18 protein-coding genes are annotated in these 21721 nt (G+C 56.7%); 8 read left to right on the forward strand and 10 right to left on the reverse strand.

The genetic code is table 11. The features are described 5' to 3' along the window. Positions 1–30: 30 nt before the first annotated feature. The 5 genes from ACZ5Q2_RS16555 to ACZ5Q2_RS16575 all read right to left on the reverse strand — a co-directional run bounded on the left by ACZ5Q2_RS16555 (position 31) and on the right by ACZ5Q2_RS16575 (position 4626). Complete coding sequence (locus tag ACZ5Q2_RS16555; protein ID WP_432210664.1) at positions 31–885, reverse strand: type II secretion system protein N; 855 nt, start codon at positions 883–885, stop codon at positions 31–33. A 1-nt stretch (position 886) separates the two neighbouring features. Next, complete coding sequence (gene gspN, locus ACZ5Q2_RS16560; RefSeq protein ID WP_432210663.1) at positions 887–1678, reverse strand: type II secretion system protein N; 792 nt, start codon at positions 1676–1678, stop codon at positions 887–889. Positions 1679–1846: 168 nt separating this feature from the next. Then, positions 1847–3496, reverse strand: a complete 1650-nt coding sequence (gene groL / locus ACZ5Q2_RS16565; protein ID WP_106695369.1) for a chaperonin GroEL — start codon at positions 3494–3496, stop codon at positions 1847–1849. Between the two features lie 76 nt (positions 3497–3572). Further along, on the reverse strand, positions 3573–3860 hold the full coding sequence (gene groES / locus ACZ5Q2_RS16570) for a co-chaperone GroES (RefSeq protein ID WP_058091815.1): 288 nt from the start codon (positions 3858–3860) through the stop codon (positions 3573–3575). A 196-nt stretch (positions 3861–4056) separates the two neighbouring features. Beyond that, positions 4057–4626 carry an FxsA family protein gene (locus tag ACZ5Q2_RS16575; protein WP_432210662.1) on the reverse strand — a complete coding sequence of 190 codons (570 nt, stop codon included), beginning with the start codon at positions 4624–4626 and terminating at the stop codon, positions 4057–4059. A gap of 72 nt (positions 4627–4698) precedes the next feature. Here ACZ5Q2_RS16575 and ACZ5Q2_RS16580 point away from each other — a divergent pair, with 72 nt between their 5' ends. Both ACZ5Q2_RS16580 and ACZ5Q2_RS16585 read left to right on the forward strand, forming a co-directional pair. Beyond that, on the forward strand, positions 4699–5460 hold the full coding sequence (locus tag ACZ5Q2_RS16580; protein ID WP_432210661.1) for an SDR family oxidoreductase: 762 nt from the start codon (positions 4699–4701) through the stop codon (positions 5458–5460). A gap of 23 nt (positions 5461–5483) precedes the next feature. Continuing rightward, positions 5484–5807, forward strand: coding sequence for an MGMT family protein (locus tag ACZ5Q2_RS16585; RefSeq protein WP_152437724.1), 324 nt, complete (start codon positions 5484–5486; stop codon positions 5805–5807). Between the two features lie 43 nt (positions 5808–5850). Here ACZ5Q2_RS16585 and ACZ5Q2_RS16590 read toward each other — a convergent pair whose 3' ends face one another. Further along, the gene (locus ACZ5Q2_RS16590; protein ID WP_058091821.1) at positions 5851–7365 is read right to left on the reverse strand and encodes a fumarate hydratase; all 1515 of its coding nucleotides are present in this window, start codon (positions 7363–7365) and stop codon (positions 5851–5853) included. A 248-nt stretch (positions 7366–7613) separates the two neighbouring features. On the opposite strand from ACZ5Q2_RS16590, the gene ACZ5Q2_RS16595 reads away from it, so the two are divergent. Next, positions 7614–10847, forward strand: a complete 3234-nt coding sequence (locus tag ACZ5Q2_RS16595; RefSeq protein WP_432210660.1) for a hypothetical protein — start codon at positions 7614–7616, stop codon at positions 10845–10847. Positions 10848–10938: 91 nt separating this feature from the next. On the opposite strand, the gene ACZ5Q2_RS16600 is transcribed toward ACZ5Q2_RS16595, so the two are convergent. Next, entirely contained in the window at positions 10939–11997 is a 1059-nt protein-coding gene (locus tag ACZ5Q2_RS16600; RefSeq protein ID WP_432210659.1) for a CaiB/BaiF CoA transferase family protein, read from the reverse strand. Positions 11998–12186: 189 nt separating this feature from the next. On the opposite strand from ACZ5Q2_RS16600, the gene ACZ5Q2_RS16605 reads away from it, so the two are divergent. Further along, positions 12187–13206 carry an AraC family transcriptional regulator gene (locus ACZ5Q2_RS16605; protein ID WP_061331715.1) on the forward strand — a complete coding sequence of 340 codons (1020 nt, stop codon included), beginning with the start codon at positions 12187–12189 and terminating at the stop codon, positions 13204–13206. Here the strand turns inward: ACZ5Q2_RS16605 and ACZ5Q2_RS16610 are convergent, their stop codons facing one another. Continuing rightward, positions 13207–14088: a tetratricopeptide repeat protein gene (locus ACZ5Q2_RS16610; protein WP_227510121.1), complete on the reverse strand. Its 882-nt coding sequence runs from the start codon at positions 14086–14088 to the stop codon at positions 13207–13209. 4 nt (positions 14089–14092) lie between these two features. After that, the gene (locus ACZ5Q2_RS16615; protein WP_227510120.1) at positions 14093–15760 is read right to left on the reverse strand and encodes a DNA recombination protein RmuC; all 1668 of its coding nucleotides are present in this window, start codon (positions 15758–15760) and stop codon (positions 14093–14095) included. 269 nt (positions 15761–16029) lie between these two features. Here ACZ5Q2_RS16615 and ACZ5Q2_RS16620 point away from each other — a divergent pair, with 269 nt between their 5' ends. The 4 genes from ACZ5Q2_RS16620 (at position 16030) to ACZ5Q2_RS16635 (ending at position 19826) form a co-directional block, all read left to right on the forward strand. Continuing rightward, on the forward strand, positions 16030–16416 hold the full coding sequence (locus ACZ5Q2_RS16620) for a hypothetical protein (RefSeq protein WP_061331714.1): 387 nt from the start codon (positions 16030–16032) through the stop codon (positions 16414–16416). A 146-nt stretch (positions 16417–16562) separates the two neighbouring features. Then, a complete protein-coding gene (locus ACZ5Q2_RS16625) occupies positions 16563–17363 on the forward strand; it encodes an ATP-dependent zinc protease family protein (protein ID WP_061331713.1) in 801 nt (266 codons plus the stop codon). Continuing rightward, positions 17360–18877 carry an inactive transglutaminase family protein gene (locus tag ACZ5Q2_RS16630; RefSeq protein ID WP_432210658.1) on the forward strand — a complete coding sequence of 506 codons (1518 nt, stop codon included), beginning with the start codon at positions 17360–17362 and terminating at the stop codon, positions 18875–18877. The genes ACZ5Q2_RS16625 and ACZ5Q2_RS16630 overlap by 4 nt, the downstream gene beginning before the upstream one ends. Before the next feature lies 1 nt (position 18878). Next, positions 18879–19826, forward strand: a complete 948-nt coding sequence (locus ACZ5Q2_RS16635; protein ID WP_061331711.1) for an alpha-L-glutamate ligase-like protein — start codon at positions 18879–18881, stop codon at positions 19824–19826. A 69-nt stretch (positions 19827–19895) separates the two neighbouring features. On the opposite strand, the gene ACZ5Q2_RS16640 is transcribed toward ACZ5Q2_RS16635, so the two are convergent. Then, a complete protein-coding gene (locus ACZ5Q2_RS16640; RefSeq protein ID WP_061331710.1) occupies positions 19896–21488 on the reverse strand; it encodes a BCCT family transporter in 1593 nt (530 codons plus the stop codon). Positions 21489–21721: the final 233 nt, after the last annotated feature.

The following is a 21721-nucleotide window of genomic DNA, read 5'->3' on the forward strand; positions in this document are numbered from 1 at the left end:
GGCGATATCGTCCTGTTGTAATGTTCCCGATCAGCGCCACTGCTCGGGTATGGCATAGCTAACGGTCAGTATGGAGCCGTCTCGTTCTATCTCGATATCCAGCTGGGCCTGGCTGCGCCAGTCTTCCAGCAGGGATTTATCCTGTTCTACATCACCCAGGCGCTGACCGTTAATGGCAGTAATGACATCGCCCTGGCGCAGATTGACCGCATTGAGCATCGGGTTGGAGCCATCGTACACATACCCAGAAGCGCCGCTGTCATCCGCTGGCCGTAAGCCATAAGCCGCCAATGCCGCAGCCCCTTCTGCATCCAGCTGCTGCCTGGCCCCGGCCAGGAAATCATCGGGCGATTCTGCCGCCTGAACCGGTGCGTCCGCAACCATTACCGAAGAGTCCAGCTGTTCTTCAAATGCGAGTGACTCATAGCGGCCGCCACGCCGAATCAGAATGCGGTCTGATTCCACCTCGGCCAGCTCTGCATTACCGGGCAGGGTTTCACCTACCCGGTAATACTCGGTTTCACCATTGCTTCCGGCAACTATAGCGCCGGAGTCTTCCGGCCGCTGCCCTATCAGCACCCCCTCGAGGCGCAACCGTAACCCGGTTTCCGGTGCGCTGCGGCGAACAACCTCTGCCACACCGGCCTGCTGCTCTGGCCGGCCGAAAAATTCGTAACCGGCGATGGAAGCCTGGGGTACCCGGTTCTGGGCGCCAGGTTGGCCACCCAACTGTGCCGGTACATCCGGAACCGGCCGATCAGACCATGCATACAGCCAGGTCAGTTTGGCCGCCGAAATACTGAGATAAACCACCAGGGCGACCAGAATAATGTTTGCAAGGGCTCTGGATAGACGCTCCTGATGATGTACTGCCAATCCTGCCACGTCAGAACCCTCCCGGCAGTATTGGCTGACGAACCCGGAACACCACATCACCCGGGCGCGCACTGTCGGGCCATGGCTGCTGCGCCAGGTCAACCATGCGCTTATACACCCTGAGCTCCATCATGCCGTCCCAAAGAATACTGGCATCTGCGGCGGGGCCATCGCCGCCCTGCTCCGATACCGACAACGCAACGCCACCCTCGGTGGTATCTATATTGGCCTGCATAGGCGGGAACTCTGCCTGCCCGGTCTGATTCCCCATAGGCCAGGTAACCAGCCCGCCATTCCAGCGCCCGACACCATCGGCTTGCTGCAATCGGTTATCCGCAAAGACCAGACGCAGTCGATCGATACTGACGTCCCCTTCAATCATGGCTCCGCCGCTCTGACGAATCAGATCTTCGAATTCCTCGACCGCTATCCGGCCGCGGGCCGTCACATCCAGGTTACCCGGCCAACCGATACTAGCAGTTCCCTCCACCCGGGATTGTGACGACGCCAGGGAAATTCCAATCGGTAACTCCAACCCGGTCAGCGAGGGCCACCCCAACGTCCACTGCACCCGGGCTGGAAAACCGGCAACCACAACGCCTGCGGCGCCATCCCAGAGCCTACCCGACACCTGTTGCACCACTACCTGCGGCGGTAACTGGACATGCCGGGAAGCCTGGTGCCAAACCCACCCCGCCGGCACCCACAGCACCAGCACCACCCCATACACCAGGAAGCCAAGCAGCAACAGCAGCAGGATCTTGGCAGGGCGCAGGAAAGGCTTGGCTTGGGGTTCAGTCATTGAGTTTTGCACGTTAATGAACGGGTAACCGAGTCTAACAAAGCCATTAGGCAAGTTCATGACAAAAATAACGAAAAACCCCGCACCAGTGTGAACCAGCGCGGGGTTTTTCAGGGGTAGATCGGGCCAGACCTCAGAAACTGAGATCTGGTCGGGACCTGGCCGGCATTACATCATGCCGCCCATGCCTCCCATTCCGCCCATTCCGCCCATGTCTGGCATGCCGCCAGACTTCTCGTCTTCAGGCTCGTCCGCAACCATCGCCTCGGTGGTGATGATCAAAGATGCTACGGAGGCAGCCGCCTGCAGGGAAGAACGGGTGACCTTGGCAGGATCCAGGATACCCATTTCCAGCATGTCGCCGTACTGCTCGGTTGCGGCGTTGAAGCCGAAGGAACCTTCGCCTTCTTTCACCTTGGCAACCACAACAGAGGACTCACCACCTGCGTTGAATACGATCTGACGCAGCGGCGCTTCCATGGCACGGCGCAGAATGTTCACGCCGGCTTTCTGCTCTTCGTTGATGGCGTCTACCTTGTCCAGAGCCGCAATGGCGCGGATCAGGGTAACACCACCACCGGCTACGATGCCTTCTTCAACGGCGGCGCGGGTGGAGTGCAGCGCGTCTTCAACGCGGGCTTTCTTCTCTTTCATTTCCACTTCAGAGCCGGCACCAACCTTGATCACGGCAACACCGCCCGCCAGCTTGGCTACGCGCTCTTGCAGTTTCTCTTTGTCGTAGTCAGAAGTGCTGTCTTCGATCTGCTTGCGGATCTGCTCAACGCGGGCTTCGATATCGCCCTGAGCACCGGCACCGCCGATCAGAGTGGTGTTTTCCTTGGTCACGTTAACGCGCTTGGCAGTACCCAGGTCATCCAGAGTGGTGTTCTCCAGGGTCAGGCCTACTTCCTCGGAAATCACGGTACCACCGGTCAGGATGGCGATGTCCTGCAGCATTTCCTTACGACGGTCACCAAAGCCAGGTGCTTTAACCGCGTTCACCTTAACGATGCCACGCATGTTGTTCACAACCAGAGTGGCCAGGGCTTCGCCTTCGATGTCTTCGGCGATGATCTGCAGCGGCTTGCCAGCCTTGGCCACAGCTTCCAGCACCGGCAGCAGTTCGCGGATGTTGGAGATTTTCTTGTCAACCAGCAGGATGTACGGGTCGTCCAGCTCGGCAGACATGTTGTCCTGGTTGTTGATGAAGTACGGGCTCAGGTAGCCGCGGTCAAACTGCATACCTTCTACCACGTCCAGCTCGTCTTCCAGGCCACGGCCTTCCTCAACGGTGATGACGCCTTCTTTGCCTACGCGCTCCATGGCGTCCGCAATGATCTTGCCGATGGTCTCGTCACCGTTGGCAGAAATCGTACCAACCTGGGCGATCATGCGGCTGTCGTCGCAGGGCTTGGCCATTTCACGGATCGCTTTAACGGCTTCAGCCGTACCCTTGTCGATACCGCGTTTCAGATCCATCGGGTTCATGCCGGCAGTCACTGCCTTGATACCCTCATTGACGATGGACTGGGCCAGAACCGTTGCGGTAGTGGTACCGTCACCAGCGGTTTCGTTGGCCTGGGAAGCAACTTCCTTGACCATCTGCGCGCCCATGTTCTCGAACTTGTCTTTCAGCTCGATTTCCTTGGCCACAGACACACCGTCTTTGGTCACGGTCGGAGCGCCGAAAGACTTCTCCAGAACCACGTTACGGCCTTTCGGGCCCAGGGTTACCTTGACGGCGTCTGCCAGGATGTTTACACCTGCAACCATGCGTTTGCGGGCGCTATCACCGAATTTAACGTCTTTTGCTGCCATGTCTTCTATTCCTGTTCGTTAAACCGAAGTTGAATAAGATCGGATTAATGAGCGTTCGTACTTATCGCTGCTGCGATCACTCAAGCACGCCGTAGATTTCGCTTTCGCTCATGATGAGCAGCTCTTCACCGTCAACCTTTACGGTGTTACCGGCATACTGACCGAAGACCACGGTGTCACCCACCTTGACCGCCAGTGCACGGGTTTCGCCGTTATCCAGAATACGGCCATTGCCCACAGCAACTACCTCACCCTGGGAAGGCTTCTCTTTGGCGTTACCCGGCAGCACGATGCCACCCGCAGTTTTCTCTTCTTCTTCCTTACGGCGTACGACAACACGATCGTGTAGCGGACGAATTTTCATTGCTCGGTTTCTCCAATAGTCAGATTAATGTGGCAATGACAATTGCATGTTAAAAGTGTCTGGCCGGAACCCCGGACCGGACAAATTGCCCCGGCATCCAAGCCACTGATAGACAGCAGTTTTCAGCCCGAGACGAATCTGTGGTGAGTTAATGGGGTTGCCACCAACGTTTTCAACACCCAGAGCGAAAAAAATTTCACTTTTTTTCGTCGCCCTCACCGCGCTCCCGTGCCCGCTCAAGGCGTTCCCGATCGCTCTCCGTCTGATCCTGATATTCGCCTTCAATAATGTCGCCATTGGCATCCCGATCAAACGGACGCTGCGGCCCGAACGGTCCATGCCCTTCAAACGGCCCCTGCCCGAATGGCCCGGCACCACCGCCTGTACCAAAATAAAAGCTCCGACTCTGGCCGGCTACCGTCATTCGCTTCAAAGCCTTCGCCGCGAGCCAGTGCCGGGACCCCGGCAACAAACAAGCCAACCCCACCGCATCGGTGATAAACCCCGGTGTCAGCAACAAGGCCCCGCCCACGGCCAGAATCAGCCCCTCGGCCACTTCCTTTGCCGGCAATTCGCCGCTGTTCAACCGCTGGTTCGCCCGCAACAACGTAGCCAGCCCCTGCTGACGCAATAGCCAGGCGCCAATGACGGCGGTCAGCAGCACCAGCCCGATGGTGTTCAACACCCCGATCAGGCCGCCGACCTTGATCAGAACCACCATCTCAGCGATGGGCATAATAATGAAAAGAAATAGGAAAACGGGCAAAATGCCTCCTTATAAAAACGATGCAGACACACAGAGAACGTAAACCACCTCTGAACTTAATTAGGGCAAACCATGAAACTTCAAGATTCCGTGATCGCAATCACCGGCGGCGGCCAGGGCCTCGGCCGCGCCATGGCAGAGTACCTGGCAGCCAAAGGCGCCAAACTCGCCCTCATTGACCTGATGGAAGACAAACTGGCGGAAGCCGCCGACGCCTGCCAAAAAGCCGGTGGCGATGCCAAAACCTATGTCTGCAACGTCGCTAAAGAACACGATGTTGAGAAAACCTTCCAGGCCATCATCAACGACTTTGGCCACCTGAACGGCCTGGTGAACAACGCCGGCATTCTGCGCGACGGCCTGATGGTGAAATTCAAAGACGGCAAACTGGAAAAACGCATGGAACTGGCCCAGTGGCAGTCCGTCATTGATGTAAACCTCACCGGCGTGTTCCTGTGCGGCCGCGAAGCCGCCACCCGCATGATCGAGAACGGTGACCAGGGCGCCATCATCAACATCGCCTCCATCTCCCGCGCTGGCAACATGGGCCAGAGCAACTACTCCGCCGCCAAGGCTGGCGTATCGGCCCTGGTGCCGGTCTGGGCCAAAGAGCTGGCCCGCTATGGCATCCGCTGCATGGGCATCGCCCCTGGATTCATCGAAACCGAAATGACCGCCTCCATGAAACCGGAAGCCCTGGAGAAAATGACCGCCGGCATTCCGCTGAAGCGCATGGGTAAGCCGGAGGAAATTGCCTCTGCCGTGGCGTTCATCTTTGAGAACGACTATGTCTCCGGACGTATGATCGAAGTAGACGGCGCCCTGCGTCTCTAGTGCGCAGACGCATGAGGCTCTGAATGGACGAGTTCGACAAAGAACCGACAAAAGAGCAAAAGATCTGGCAGGTAGTGGCCGCCATTCCGCAAGGAAGGGTGGCCAGCTACGGCCAGGTCGCCGCCATGGCCGGCCTGGGCCGGCAGGCGCGTTTTGTTGGCCGGGCACTGGGCAAACTGCCTGCCGGCCACAGCATCCCCTGGCACCGGGTTATCCGTAGCAACGGCCAGATCGCTTTTCCTGAAGGCACAGAAACCTGCCAGCTTCAAACCGAGAAGCTGAGACTGGAAGGCGTTGAGGTGTATAAAGGAAAGGTAAAGATGAAGGACTTTCAGTGGCAGCCCTGAGCCGAACACTCAAGGCTGCCACTGAGACTAACAAAGACTCAGATCAAACCGCTTTGGCAGCAATGATCTTGTCGTGCCACTCGACCGGGCCGGTCTGGTGCACGGAGCTGCCGCGGGAATCCACCGCTACGGTTACCGGCATATCTTCCACTTCGAACTCGTAGATGGCTTCCATTCCCAGCTCTTCGAAGGCCACCACCTCGGCACCTTTGATCGCCTTGGACACCAGGTAAGCCGCACCGCCCACCGCCATCAGGTATACCGCGCCGTGCTTCTTGATTGCGTCAATGGCGACCTGGCCACGCTCGGCTTTACCGATCATGCCGGTCAGGCCGGTTTTCTCCAGCATGGTGTCAGTGAACTTATCCATACGGGTGGCCGTGGTGGGGCCAGCCGGGCCAACCACTTCTTCACGTACCGGATCAACCGGGCCTACGTAATAGATGAAGCGCCCTTTCAGATCCACCGGCAGCTCCTCGCCACGTTCGATCATATCCACCATCTTCTTGTGGGCGGCGTCACGGCCAGTCAGCATTTTGCCAGACAGAAGAACAGTTTCACCGGGCTGCCAGTCTTTCACGTCTTCCGGAGTCACGGTGTCCAGGTTTACACGGCGCACGTTCTCACCCACTTCCCAGGTGATTTCTGGCCAGTCGTCCAGGCTCGGTGGTGTCTGCAGGGACGGGCCAGAGCCATCCAGCACAAAATGCGCGTGGCGGGTGGCGGCACAGTTCGGAATAATCGCCACCGGCTTGTTGGCCGCGTGTGTCGGAAAATCCTTAACCTTCACATCCAGAACCGTTGTCAGACCACCCAGACCCTGGGCGCCAATACCCAACTCGTTGACCTTCTCGAACAGCTCCAGGCGCAACTCTTCAGATCGGTTGGACGCGCCACGGGCCTGCAGATCGTGAATGTCGATCGGGTCCAGCAGGGCTTCTTTCGCCAGTTCCATTGCCTTCTCGGCGGTACCACCAATACCGATACCCAGCATGCCAGGCGGACACCAGCCGGCACCCATCTGCGGCACCATCTTCAGCACCCAGTCCACCACCGAGTCAGACGGGTTCAGCATGGCAAACTTGGACTTGGCTTCAGAGCCGCCGCCCTTGGCTGCCACGTGCACGTCTACCGTGTTACCGGGAACCATCTTGTAATGGATGATGGCGGGGGTGTTGTCCTTGGTGTTCTGGCGCTTGCCGTCCGGGTCTGCCAGCACGGAGGCACGAAGAACATTGTCCGGGTGGGTGTAAGCACGGCGCACGCCTTCGTTGATCACGTCGTCCAGCGGCATGTCGCACTCGAATTTCACATCCATGCCAATGTTCACGAATACGGTCACGATGCCGGTGTCCTGGCAGATCGGGCGATGGCCCTGGGCACACATCCGGGAATTAATCAGGATCTGGGCCATGGCATCCTTGGCAGCCTGGGACTCTTCGCGCTGATAGGCCTCGTACACAGCCTGAATAAAATCCTTGGGGTGATAGTAGGAAATAAACTGCAGCGCATCGGCTACGCTTTCGATCAGGTCGTCCTGGCGGATAACAGTGGTCATAGTCGCCTCATCAGCTTTCTGATTATCGGAAGTGTGCGGAGCCACCCAGGCAGCCCCTGCTTATATAAGGAAGCGTGAGTTTACCAGAAATGAACCCGATAGGACTCGACAAACCCGCCGGTGCCCACTATTTTTCAGAAAGGCCACTCCGACTGTGCGGGGAGGGATTCCGAAAGCAGAATCACACTTTTGGCTGATCAACACTTGCCAGACTGTCGCTATAGTCAAAGCTACAGAAATTGGCTCAAGTGCTGGCTACAATTTCAGACAACGAACGAATTCATAAAAGCAGAACAGGCAAAAGCACGGAATTCAGGGGCCGACCGGTTCCGTCTACGCCGGATATAACGACACAACAACAGGAAAAGGTTCCACCCATGTTCAAGAAAACTCTAATAAGTCTTGCCGTGGCTTCTTCCCTTGGGTTGACTGGTTGCTTCGATAGCGCCGGCGATGGGGGTAATGCGAATCCGGATTATAAGATCAGCCAGGATAAGAACCGGGCTGAATTCCTTGCTCAATTTGAGGGGAAGACATGGCCGGTGTTTGACCCGTTCCCGGCAGTGTCCGACCTGCCAATTCCGAATGATTTGATTTATGCAAACGTGGGTGACGGTTCTTTTGCGGTTGGCGACACACAGCCCCCTGTAACCACGGCACTGAACGGCCTGAGTGGCGCATCGACAGTAGCGCCCATCGACCTGAAATTCAGCCAATCGATCGATGCGGAATCAGTCGTTGGTCCAGACCTTGGCGCATTGGTTAGAGTACAGACTGCAATTGCAACTGAGCAAGCTCCTGATCCCGCCGACATTCAATCTATTCTCGCGCAAAATGTGTTTGTAATTGAGCTTGACTACGCCAGTGGAGACCCACTGAGAGGCCTTCGCGCAACTGAAGTTCCTGATGGCGACCTTTTCTTCGATTTCGAAGTTGAAGTAAAGGCACTCAGCGGTACAGACTACGTTCGGATTCTCCCAACCAAACCTCTTGATCCGTTCAAGCGATACGTGGTCGCGCTCACAAAGGACATTCTGGACTCTAATGGCGACCCAATCGTCAGCTCACCAGCTTATACAGAGCTCAAAGGCGAGTCCGTACTTGGCCCAAGCGTCGATGCCGTTCGCAATCTGATCAAGAATTTCTGGGAACCAACAGCAAGATCGGCCATAAGCGGCCTCAGAACCAACTTTGGTGGGACTGCTATTGATGCTGAGAACATCGCCATGGCATACAGTTTCACGACGTCCAACGATAAGAAGGTTCTCCAGTACATAGCAAACCCGGCCCAGTGGATCGAAGACCAGCTGCGACTGTCAGTAACGACCGAGGCAGCAAAAAGGGCAAGGGGCGCACACTTGTTGTTGCTTAATGAGAACAATGTTCCCAATGCCCCCTCACTCCCTGCGACTACGTGGGATATGAACGGTGACGGTGTAGTCTCGAAAGCTGACTTCCAGCCATTCTATGACATTTATGCCGCCCAACTTCCAGGTATTTTGGCCTCTTTCGGTTTCTCTGAAATTGAAGATGCAGTGGCTCTCGCCTCGGGCGCGTTTGAGCCCAGCTCAGTTAATCCAGCGCTCGCATCTTGCGATGCCGAGCCGTTTGTTGTGAGTGCCGAACCGGTTGTCACCGTGCCTGATAAGTTCCAGTGTGCAGGGATCCTTCTGAAAGGTGGTCTGCAGGCTCAAGGAATTACATTCCCTGAACCAAAGGCATCAGAACCCTCTATCGACTTCAGTTCAGCAATGCCGGCGCCAGCTGTCTCTGCTGTGCTGTCCAGCATTCCTGGAGCAAGCAACGTACTTGTTGCGCAAGGCTCAATCACTCTGCCCTACTTCTTGGGAACACCAAACAGCGAGAGTGGTGCCGCGCTTAGAACAGAATTCTGGAAAGCGGACACACAACTCGCTGCAGGCCTTAACAATGCATTCAAAGATGCTGGATTGGTCATCCCACAAGGCACCGGCAAGTCAGAGGTTGTGAACGCCGTATTCCCATTCCCGAAGAAGAACGCGGACATTACTGTACCAATGCTGGTCATGTATCCATCCGGAGCCGACCTGGAAAGCGAAGATTCACTCCCGGTGGTAATTTATCAGCATGGCATCACGACCGATCGCAGCGCAGCATTGACTTTCGGTAGTGCGCTTGCGGCGAACGGCGTAGCTGTTGTTGCGATAGATCAGCCCTTGCACGGTGTAGCGCCGTTCTCGGCAGAGGAACAAAAAGCTCTGGCAGAAACGCTTCTTACCGCTGCTGGCATGAACACCGAGGAAAATGTTTCAGCGGTGATTAGCCAAACATTTAAGTTTGGCGCAGTTCTGCAGATTCAAACGCAACTTGACGCTGCAAACCCGGATGGTGCGCCAAATCTTGGCATTACCGATCCGAACAATCTAGAGCAATTGAACGACGCCATCGCGCTCGTTCTGAGTGGTGCTCTCGATGATCAAGCTCCAACTGCCAAACCAACTATCCAGTCCGCTATTAGCTTGGAAAACACGGTGGCTAGAGCCGGTAGCACCATACCCGGCTTGGCCCCCGCGTTCACCGGCCAAGGCCTTGCTGCGGCGGGAGCGACAGAGCGGCACTTTGGCTATGGCACTGACGATTTCAACAACATCATTAAGATGAACTTTGATTCGAGCGCCGCAGCGGGAGATTCCGGGGATTTGTTCATAAACCTGACGAATTTCTTGGGCTCTCGAGACAACCTGCGCCAAGGTTCTGTCGATTTGATGACAGTGCGGGCCTCTATCGGCGCAATTGCACCAGCATTTGATGCGTCCAACGTTTATTTCGTTGGCCACTCGCTGGGTACAATTAACGGCGGAGCTTTCGTTGCATCCACCAATGCCTCAGGTCGCTCAGACCTTGAGATTCAAGCGGCTAACCTTCTGACTCCGGTGGGTGGTGTTGTTCGCATGCTGGAAAATTCACCGGCATTCGGCCCGACCATCATCGGCGGCCTCTCGGCCCAGACCGGTCTGACGCAACAGGATGCTGGCCTGCAGACGTATTTGAACGTTCTTCAGCATGCAATCGATTCTGTTGACCCAGTAAACTTTGTGGCCGACCTCCAAAACGCGGTCATCTCAGAAGTTGATGGAGACACAACCACAATTAACGATGGCCGGGTGAACAACCTCCAAGGATTTTTCCCAGGGGTAGTTGCCGGCCAAACCGTTCAAGTGGATATGGATTCATCCAAAGCACCTCTGTCCGGTTCAACACCGCTAAGCGAGCTCATGGGAGCTAACCGACTAACATCTGGAGATGTTCTGTTGCCAGCGTTTGTGAGATTCACTGATCAAGCCTCTCACGGAACTCCAGTCTTGCCAGATCCGACTAATCCGCTGGCACAAGCGACGTTTGGTCAAATGGTAGCACAGACGCTGAGCCTGATTTCGCTTAACGATTTTGATAGCGTGGCAGTAGTCGAAGACGGTACCGAGGTATCCGTAATCGCCGACTAATATCAATAGCTAATAAAAACCCCGTCAAGCTGACGGGGTTTTTATTTTCTACGATAGAATGCTGAAGTCATTTACCGCACTCTTATCTACATTAACTGAACCTTAACGCTCTCCCTAACTGCCGCTGCCCCACACCATCCCCCCGATCCCGCTGAACCACCATCCCCCGAGCCTTAATCTGCGGATGCTCCGCCGCCTCCTCAATCGTCAAAACCGGCTCCACACAAGCATCCACCTCCGCAAAAATCGCCCGCCAATCGGCAAAGGTCTTCGCTCCGATCTTCTCTTTGATTGCAGCCTTCAACTTCTGCTGATGCTCGGGGTTCTGGCTCAGTGCAAAGCTCTTCATCTCGCTGAGCCCGAGCGTGTCACATAACCTTGCGGAGAACTGCGGCTCCAGGCTGCCTACCGAAAACCACCGGCCATCGCTGGTCTGGTAGTAATCGTAGAAGGTGCCGCCATTGAGCATGCCGCCCTCGGGCTTCTGGGGCTGGCCGCCGGCCAGGGCGGCGGCGCCGGCCATGGCGTTGAGGGAGAAGGCGGCGTCGGTCATGCTGATGTCGATGAAGGCGCCCTGCCCGGTTTGCTGGCGCTGGATGACCGCAGCAAGGATGCCCATCACCGCATGGTGAGAGCCGCCGGCCACGTCGGCAACCTGTATACCCATGGGTGGTGGGCCGCTGTCGGCGCGGCCGCAGTGGCTGGCGACGCCGGAGATGGCCAGGTAATTGATGTCATGGCCGGCGCGGTCTTTGTAGGGGCCGGTCTGGCCGTAACCAGTGATGGCACAGTATATGAGATTCGGGTTGATGGCTTTGAGGGTTTCGTAGCCAATGCCCAGCCGATCCATCACACCCGGGCGGAATTGCTCCACTACGATGTCGTAGTCTTTGACCAGTTCTTTCACCTTCTCCACGCTCTCAGGCTGTTTCAGGTTGAGCTGGAGTGTCTGCTTGCCACGACTGAGGTACGAGAAGGTGGTGCTGAACTTGCCATCAAACGGGGGCATTACCTTGGCCAGGTCTACCCTGTCCGGCGCTTCCACACGCAGCACCTCCGCGCCCATGTCGGCAAGCATCATGGTGGCGTAGGGGCCGGGTAACAGGGTGCTGAAATCGAGTATTTTCAGGGCGTTCAGTGGGCCTGCCATGGTCGTCTCCATTGGTTGATCTGAGGTATTGTTATTACTGTGGCTCATGCTGCCGGGTTTTGCAGAGGGGGCCAACTGCCGGTTCCTTCATTCCCATTGGCAGAATCTTCCATCTTTCGCGAAATCAGATGGTTGCATTGTCCCTCGGGGCACTTATGATGAACATCGTTTCCATCAATGGCACCGGTTATGTCTACCCTTACGGTTTCAAAGCATTTCGTTGAAGCATCCCTCTCCGGCGCGGAGCGCCTGGGGCTGGATAGCCGTGCGCTGCTGCAGGAGGCCGGCATTTCGCCGGATTTGCTGCGCATAGACATGGCCCGGGTAAGCAGCGACCAGTTCAGCCGGCTGATGCAGGTGATCTGGAACCGCACCGGTGACGAGTTTATGGGCATGGGGCCGCGGAAGGCCCGCACCGGCACCTTTGCCACCATGTGCGCCCTGGTGATTAATTGCCAGACGCTGGAAGAAGTCTACGAGCAGGCGTTCCGCTTCTCCCGCCTGTTTGAGCCCATGGTGAGCATGGAACTGGAAGTTAACGAAGACAACGCCCGGCTGGTGGCCCGTATCGAGGGCGAGATTCACGACCCAAGCTATTTCCTGCGCGAGAGCATCCTGGTGATCTGGCACCGCCTGGGCAGCTGGCTGATTGGCCAGCCGGTGGAGCTGGAGAAGGCGGAGTTCAACTATCCCCGCCCCGAGCATGGCGATGAGTACCGCCATATCTTCCATTGCCCACTGGCGTTCGACTCCGACTGCATCGCCCTCACCTTCAGCAAGCGTTTTCTCTCCGCCCCGGTGATCCGGGACAAGCCGGAGATGCGCCAGTTTCTGAAAACCTCGCCGGCGGATCTGTTATCCCGGCCGGACGAGAGCAACACCTGGACGGGCCGAATCCGGGGACTGATTGGCCGGGATTTTTCCAAGCCCATGCCGGACTTTGACTGGATTGCCCAGGAATTGCATACCAGTCCGCAAACCCTCCGGCGGCGGCTGAAGCAGGAAAATACGTCGTTTCAGGAGATTAAGGATCTGCTACGGCGGGATATGGCTATTTACTACCTGAGCCATCAGGAATTGCCGATCAACGATATCGCCGAGCGGGTCGGCTTTACCGAACCGTCCACTTTCCATCGGGCTTTCAAGAAGTGGACTGGCGTCACCCCGGGCGCCTGGCGTGAAGGCGAACGGGGTGACCTGGCCAACTGATCAGGAGCCGGAGCTGCCCTGCTGCACGTTGCGAATCAGCCGGCCCAGGGTCAGGGCAATCTCATTCACCTGGTTTCGGCTTTGAGCCAGCTGGAACAGCCGGGAGCCATCCCTCGGATCATAAATCCAGCAGGCGCCTACAGCGGGCTCACAGTCCCAGCGGGGCTGTGGGTTTACGCCAAATACCGGCAGCGAAACAGACTTCCGGACGGTTGTATCATCGGTGTTCCGGGTGATTTCCTGAATGTTCAGGTTACCGTTGGCAACGCTCACCCGGTACCGGATGTCTGCTGGCCGGTCCAACCGCACCACGGTTTTGTCCCTGCGCCAGCCGGCGGTTTCCAAGAGGGCATTGAGATGGATGGTCAACGCCTCCCGGTCTGAGTCGGCCAGGTACAGCTGGCGCAGGCTTTTCAGCTCCTGGCCGCCCGCCGGTTCGATAATGGCCACGGGCTCTTTGGCTTCGCCATTGCCGTTGGCCAGCGCCCGCACGTTGGCGCGATTTTCTTTCTCAATATCGGTGATCAGCTTCAGTGACTGCTGGTAGTGCTTCCCATCCACTCCAGCCCTGCTCACATAAGCTTCCAGGGCCGCCCGCGCCTCGTTGAGGTGGCCGGCCTGCAACATTGCTCGGCCGCGGTAGTAGAAATAATCTGCGGGCTTTTCGGTTTCCATCTTCTGCAGACGGTTCAGGTACTCGCTCGCCTCACCCCAGCGCTCTGCCGAAACGGCCTCTTCAGTAGCCAGCATCAGGCGACGGATCTCATGCTCCGGTGCCAACGACTGCCCGTGGGCAGAAACCGTGGCCAACGAGGCCACCATTGCCAGGCCTGCCACTAATGACCGCCCACCGGCCAGGCTTACAATTCTGGGTGACAACATACCGCTACTCCTGATTGTCATTTGTGCCTTCTTCCGCCACCTCAGGTGCGTCGCTACCTGCGTCTGTAGGCGCGCCAAGCTCGGTATGCTTCGGCTCGCCGGAATCGGCATCTTCGTCATCCGCATCCACCTCGGCCTGGTCCACAATGGCCTTGGGCAGTTCCTTCTTTACCCGAACCCCAAGTTCCACAAAACGGTTGGCCTGGGAGATCAGATTACCACGGCCACGAGTCAGCGTATTCATGGCGTTATCATAGGTGCCCTGAGCCGTGTGCAGCTGGGTGCCCAAGCGCTCCATGGCCTCCACAAACACCCGAAGTTTGTCGTAGACGGCGCCAGCCCGGTCGGCAATCCGACGGGCGTTTTGGCTTTGCCGCTCGTAACGCCAGATATTTTCAATCGTCCTGAGGGTCGCCAGCAAGGTGGTGGGAGTCACCACAATAATCTTTCGCTCGAAGGCTTCTGCGAACAGGTTCTCGTCTTGCTGGAATGCTGCCACAAAGGCTGGCTCGATTGGCATGAACAGCAGCACGAAATCCGGAGAATGCAGGCCATTAAGCTGGCTGTAGTCTTTCTCACTCAGGCTCCGGATATGGCTGCGCACCGCCTCTACGTGTTGCTTGAGGGCTTCGTCACGGGCGCTGTCTTCCTCGGCCACTACCCACTGCTGGTAAGCCAGCAGTGACACTTTCGAGTCTACCACCAGGTTGCGCTGGTCCGGCAGATGTACGATGACATCGGGGCGCAGTAACTGGTTGTCTTCGTCCCGGTAGCTGCCCTGGGTTTCGTATTCCACACCCTTGCGCAGGCCTGAGCGTTCCAACACTCGCTCAAGAATCAATTCCCCCCAGTTGCCCTGTACTTTCTTGTCGCCTTTGAGGGCGCGAGTCAGGTTGGCGGCTTCCTCGGTAATCTGGCGGTTCAGATCCTGCAGCGATTTAATTTCGCTTCGCAGGGCCTGGCGATCCCGGGTTTCGGTGGTGTATACATCCTCAACCCGTTTGCGGAAGTCCTGGAGCTGGTCCCGGAACGGGTTGAGCAGGGAATCCAGGCTGGTTTTCGACTGCTGACTGAAGCGCTCGCTTTTCTGGTCAAAGATGCGGTTGGCCAGGTTCTCAAACTCCTGTTTGAGAGCGTCCCGGTTTTTCTCAAGCAGCTCCATTTTTTCCTCTGCCGAGCGGCGCTCTTTGTCCAGGGTCACCTGTTGTTCCCGGAGCTCCACTTTCAGCTGGTTGAACTCATCGCTCAGGCTCTCAGCCCGCAGTCGGAGATCCCGGTTCTCCTGCTCCAGCTGACTTAACCGGTCCCGGCGACTGGCCAGCTCCGAATCGGTAGAGGCCAATCGGTTCTCCAGACTGGTGGCTTTCTGGCGCCAGGTCTCGAGACTGTTATCCCGCTCCAGCAGGGTTTGCCGCTGCTGCTCTATCTGCTGTTCCAGATGGCTTACCTGTTGATGGTGCAACGCCTGAGCCTGATCCGATTCGCGCAACCGGGCATTCTGATCAGACAACTCCTGTGCCTTCAGATCCAGCGCGGCACGAACTTTGCGCACTGTCAAAGCGGCCCAGACCAGGCCAGCAAACAAGGCGACGCACGCCACCAGAAGCGTGATAATCCAGCCGGCCAGCCATTCGGGGCGTAGCTCCATAAGATTGGTCAGGGTATCGACCACAGCGTGAAACTCCTTTCGTAGCGTGTTAACACCAAAGATTTTCAATGGTTAGTGTTAGCGAACCAGTCTACCCCAAGCGCGGAACTTTTTGCCCGTTAAACCCTCATTACCTGTGCTGATCTCAGTTCCGCCCTCGACTGATTGGCATTTCCGGCAAGTGACGGAATCCGGTTCTTTACGGCCAACGTAAATTGCTCTACAAGGATTAAAAGGATCTCTCAACGGCGCAGGGTTCCGACACCAGGAGCGCGCCAAGGCAGGAACAGCACATGCTCAAGGCACTTTGGAGAAAACTGGGCGTAGATACCATGCCGACATCAGGCGCGGGATGCATTGATGAAACACTTGGAACCTCCGAAGCGTTGGCGGGGCACGAATCTGTTCGGGTGTTGCCGCATATTACCCACACCGGCGAATTTCACCTTGAGCGCCTGACCCAACTTCTTAACTCACGCTACGGCCAGTCAGTGCCAACAAATGAGCACAGCGCTGTGAGCGACCAGGCGCTAAAAGACATCGTGGGCTTTGCCTCACGCATTCAAGATCAGGATATCCAGCGCGAACTGCTACTGTTCTATCTGAACTGCTCCCCGGTGATCCAGGAATTTCTCCGCTCTGAAACCGCCCTTGGCCACGAACAGCTGATTTCACTCTGAGTCGTTTTTCAGGGCCTTAACCAACTGTAAAGTATTCACACAGGTCACGTGTAGTATACTTTGCCGCTTGATTCAGAAACACATTCAAAGGCTGCCTTTATAATCGGTCGCAGAAACCGCTTCCGCAGCCAGTTCAGGGGAAATCAATGGGTTACAGGTTCTTCCAGCCTCGGCGCTTCCTGATGTTCGTTATTCCAGCCATAGCGCTTGTGATCACCGGCTGCTCGGCAGACCGTTACTTCATGGTCCCCAAAAATAACATGGAAGACCTGAGAACGTCGGTACAAACCCAGAGAGCCACGCTTGTGACGATGGAGAGCAACGCCACCGTGCGTCATGAGCAGCTTCTCAATAAAAGCGACGCTGCCACACAATCCATTCTGGACGCCATCGCTACTCAGGTTGAAAGGCCCGTCTGCCCACCGGCCGCAGTACCCGTGTGCCCTGCCGTTGCAGAGAACCAGGGGCGCGCCGACAGGCTGAAAGGCAAGGTGATTGTAGGGGAAATAGAAAAGTTCTACCTGGCCGGCCCCGGGCACATCTACACCGCTCGCATTGATAGTGGCGCAGAGACATCTTCGATCCACGCACGCAACGTCAAACGTTTCGAGCGGGATGGCAGCAACTGGGTACGCTTTGAGGTCCCGGTGCCCGGCGCGGACGGGGAATGGGTCACCATGGAGCGGGAGATATCGCGCCGTGTTAGGGTCATCCAGGCCAGTGCCGAAGAGGCCGAGCGGCGCGTAGTGGTGGAACTCCAGTTTGCCATTGGCGACCACCAGCAAGTGGCTGAGTTTACCCTTGCTGACCGGGCGAACCTGACTTACGAAGTACTGATCGGCCGTAACGTGTTACGGGATGTCATGCTCATTGACGTGGGCAAGGAGTACGCCACGGAACTCCCCGATTCCTACCGCAGGAAAGCGGTTAACGGGGATGACTCATGACCGTCCGCTCCAGAGCACCTTTCTACGCCTTTGTTCTGCTGCTGATTGCCGCTGGCATTTCCATTGCCACCTGGCGGCATATCGAGCTTGGCGTACCCTGGATGACAGGAGAGCAACGGCCAGTCTGGATGATCGAGGCCCGGGTGGACTTCGTCGGACAGGATGAGGCGGCACAGATCAGTCTGCACATTCCGGAACAACCACCGGGGTTTAGCATCCTCACCGAGCAAGCAGCGTCCCCAGGCTATGGTTTCTCTATCATCGAAACCTCGGGTAGCCGGCGCGCCGAGTGGACAAAGCGGGATGTCTCCGGCCCCCAGACACTCTATTTCAAAGCCCAGTTTGTGCCTGATGACAGTGCCGGGGAATCCGCGCGGTCACGAAAACCGAGGCCAACCCCCACCTTTTGGGAAGAACCCCAGGCTACCGCAGTCCGCGAAGTACTGCGCCAGGCTAACGAACGCTCCAGCTCTCCGGAAAGCCTGACACGGGAGCTAATCCGGCTGCTTCAGCCTGACAGCCGAACCCAGAACACCACCCTATTGGTCGCTGACGACAACTATCTGCAAATGCTGGTTCGAATGCTGAATCATGCTGGCATCCCAGCCCGCACCGCCGACGCACTCAAACTGGAAGATGCCCGCCGGCGCCAGCAATTGATGCAATTCCTGCAGATACATAACGGTGACCGCTGGCTCACCTTTGATCCAAGAACCGCCGAACAAGGGGTACCGGAAAACCTGTTGCTGTGGCGCCAAGGGTCGGAGTCGCTGCTTGATGTGGTGGGTGGCGACAACTCCCAGGTGAGTTTCTCCATGCTCCGGCAGACGGTGCCCGCACTTCAGCTGGCCACCCTGGAGGCCAACAAGAACGGCCTTGGGGTACTGGGTTTCTACCAACTCCCGATCGAAGAACAAAGCATGTTCCGAATGCTGCTGTTACTGCCCATCGGGGCCCTGATTGTGGCATTTATGCGAATTGTCATCGGGGTGCGCACCTCCGGTACATTCATGCCCGTGTTGATTGCCGTGGCGTTTGTTCAGACAACCCTGGTGCCCGGACTGATCGCTTTCCTGTCGGTAGTGGCTATTGGGCTGCTGTTACGAGGCTATCTCTCCAGCCTCAACCTGCTTCTGGTTTCACGAATATCTGCGCTGATCATCCTGGTGATCTTCATCACCGCAGGGCTCAGCATTATTGGCTATCAAATGGGATTCAACACCGGCATGACCGTCACCTTTTTCCCGATGGTGATCATTGCCTGGACCATTGAACGAATGTCCATCCTTTGGGAAGAGGAAGGTGCCCGGGAGGTGATGGCACAAGGCAGTGGCAGTCTGTTTGTCGCAATTTGTGCCTATCTGGCCATGAACACGTCGCTGGCCGGGCACCTGACATTCAACTTCCCGGAACTGCACCTGGTGGTGCTGGGATTGATCCTGCTGATGGGGCAATACACCGGTTACAAGCTCAGCGAATTAAGGCGCTTTACCCCGATGAAGGCCTACGACTGATATGGACTGGATTTCCCCCAGAAAACTGAGAAAGCTTGGCATCCTGAACATGAACCGGCGAAATGTGGACTACATTTCCCGGTACAACGAACGGGAGTCTTATCCGCTGGTTGATAACAAGCTGAAAACCAAGCTGGCAGTCAGCGAGTACGGCGTCAAAACCCCAGAGTTGTTGCAGGTAGTTCGCCAGCAACACGAAATTTCCCATTTTCGGGAAATTGCCGACGGGCTCGCTGGCTTCGCCATCAAGCCAGCCAAGGGCTCCGGTGGCAAAGGCATTACCGTGATCACCGGGCGGGATGGCGATGACTACGTCAAGGCCTCTGGCGCCCGCATTTCCGTAGCCATGCTCGAACGCCATCTGACCAACATCCTGGCCGGCCTATATTCCCTGGCAGGAACGCCAGACGTCGCCATTGTGGAAGACCTGGTGCAGCCCACCCCCTCCCTGGCCAGGTATTCCTTCCAGGGCGTTCCGGATATCCGCATCATTATCTTTCAGGGTTATCCGGTGATGGCCATGTTACGGCTGGCCACCAAGGATTCCGATGGCAAAGCCAACCTGCATCAGGGGGCCGTTGGTGTTGGCCTGGACGTAGGCACTGGCCGCAGCCTCAACGCGGTGCAGTTCAATCGCCCTATCAAACTCCATCCCGACACCGGCCTGGCGCTGGAGAACATCCAGATTGACAGCTGGGAAGACATGCTGGAAATGGCCTCTCGATGCTACGAGGCCACAGGATTAGGCTATATGGGCGTAGACCTGGTGGTAGACGCCTACAAAGGCCCCTTGCTGTTGGAATTGAATGCCCGCCCCGGCCTGGCCATACAGATGGCTAACGGGGAAGGGTTGTTACCCAGGCTGAGAAACATTGAGGCCCTGAAGCGCCCCCATTTCAGCCCCAGGGAGCGTGTTCAGTACGCGATGGGAGCTTTCGGGAAATTCTGACCGATGGCAGGCCACAAAAAAAACCGGAGCACCAGGCTCCGGTTTTTTTTTGCCGTGAGGGCTGCCCTATCAGAGCAGCTCACCGCGTTGCAACAACAGTTTACGTTCGTGTGTCAGGCCCTTCAACAGACCCCATGTCATGATCAGCAGCACAACAGTGAACGGCAGGCCGGCACTGATGGCCACCGCCTGAATGGCCCCCAGGGCATCGTCACCACCACCAAAGATCAAGGCTGCGGCAATCGCACCTTCCATCACCACCCAGAACACACGCTGAGCCGTCGGTGCATCGGTCTTGCCACCGGCAGTAATGCTATCGATGACCAGTGAGCCGGAATCCGACGATGTCACGAAGAACACCAGAACCAGAACAATACCCACAAAGGAGATGATTCCGGTCAGCGGCAGGTTGGCAAACATCTGGAAAGTGGCCAACGAGACTTCTGTCAGGCCGTCCTCTGCCAGTGCTCCCATGCCCTGCTGAATCTGCTCCAGGGCCGCGCCACCAAACCCACTCATCCACACGGTGGTAATAAGGGTCGGAATGATCAGTACTGCAGTCACAAACTCGCGCACTGTCCGGCCCTTGGACACCCGGGCGATAAACATCCCGACGAACGGTGACCAGGAAATCCACCAGGCCCAATAGAATACGGTCCAGCCTTGCAGCCAGGCCTGGTCATCGCGACCAAACGGGTTACTCAGGGGCACCACGTTGGCCACGTAGGTGGATGAGGTAATCCAGATGGTTTCCACGATGGCCAGCGTCGGGCCGGCAAAAATCACGAAGAACAGCAGCACACCCGCGGTGACCATATTGATGTTACTGAGCACCTTGACGCCGCCATCCAGACCGCGAAGCACCGAAATCAGTGCCAATGCCGTGACACCAACAATAATGGCCATCTGAACATTGATCCCGGCGCCCATACCAAACAGGTAGTCCAGGCCCGAGGCAGCCTGCTGCGCACCAAAGCCGAGGGACGTCGCCAAACCAAAGATGGTGGCGACCACTGCCAGCACATCAATGACATGCCCAGGCCAGCCCCACACTTTATCTTTCAGGAGCGGAAAAAAGGCTGAGCGGATGGTCAGGGGCATGTTCTTGTTGTAAGCAAAGAACGCCAACGACAAGGCGACCACAGCATAGATTGCCCATGGGTGCAGACCCCAGTGGTACAGAGTCGCGCCCATGGCCATGTTACGGGCCTCGGCCGAGTTCGCCTCTACATTGAACGGCGTCTCATACCAGCCGGTGTAGTAAGCCACGGGTTCTGCTACGGCCCAGAACATCAGGCCAATCCCCATACCCGCTGCGAACAACATGGCAAACCACGACATTGTCGAGAATTCCGGCGTTGCCTCCTGACCGCCAATCCGTATTTTGCCTACGGGCATGAAGATCAGGGCCAGGCTAACCACCACAAAGATGTTGGCACTGATCAGGAAGAACCAGTCAAAGGATCCGATAATGTCCCACTTCATGCCGTCCAACGTTTCCTTGGCGGCTGTCGGGAACATCAGGGTTGCTATGACAAACAGCACAACAATGACTGATGTGACCGGGAATACCCAGTTATGGAGGTCCAGTCCAAACGGTCTTATGTTGTCCTGGCCTGCGACGTAATCCGTCTGATATTCGTCTTTCACTACCTCGCCCACGTTGGCGCCTCCTGGTCTGGTGTGACGATTGAATATTCGTTCGGGTTCATTAGCTGTGAATCTACCTTCATAGATTACAAGCTGGTCATCTTATTATTTTGAGCTCAAAACATCAAAGTTGACGTGTGTCATCACTACATATTCAAGCATAGACCAGATTTCAGGTGCGAAAGTCCAACCGGACACTTATCTGAACCCTCCGCATCACAGGACGTAAGATATACTTGAGCCTA

The sequence above is a fragment of the Marinobacter alkaliphilus genome (genome assembly GCF_055394375.1).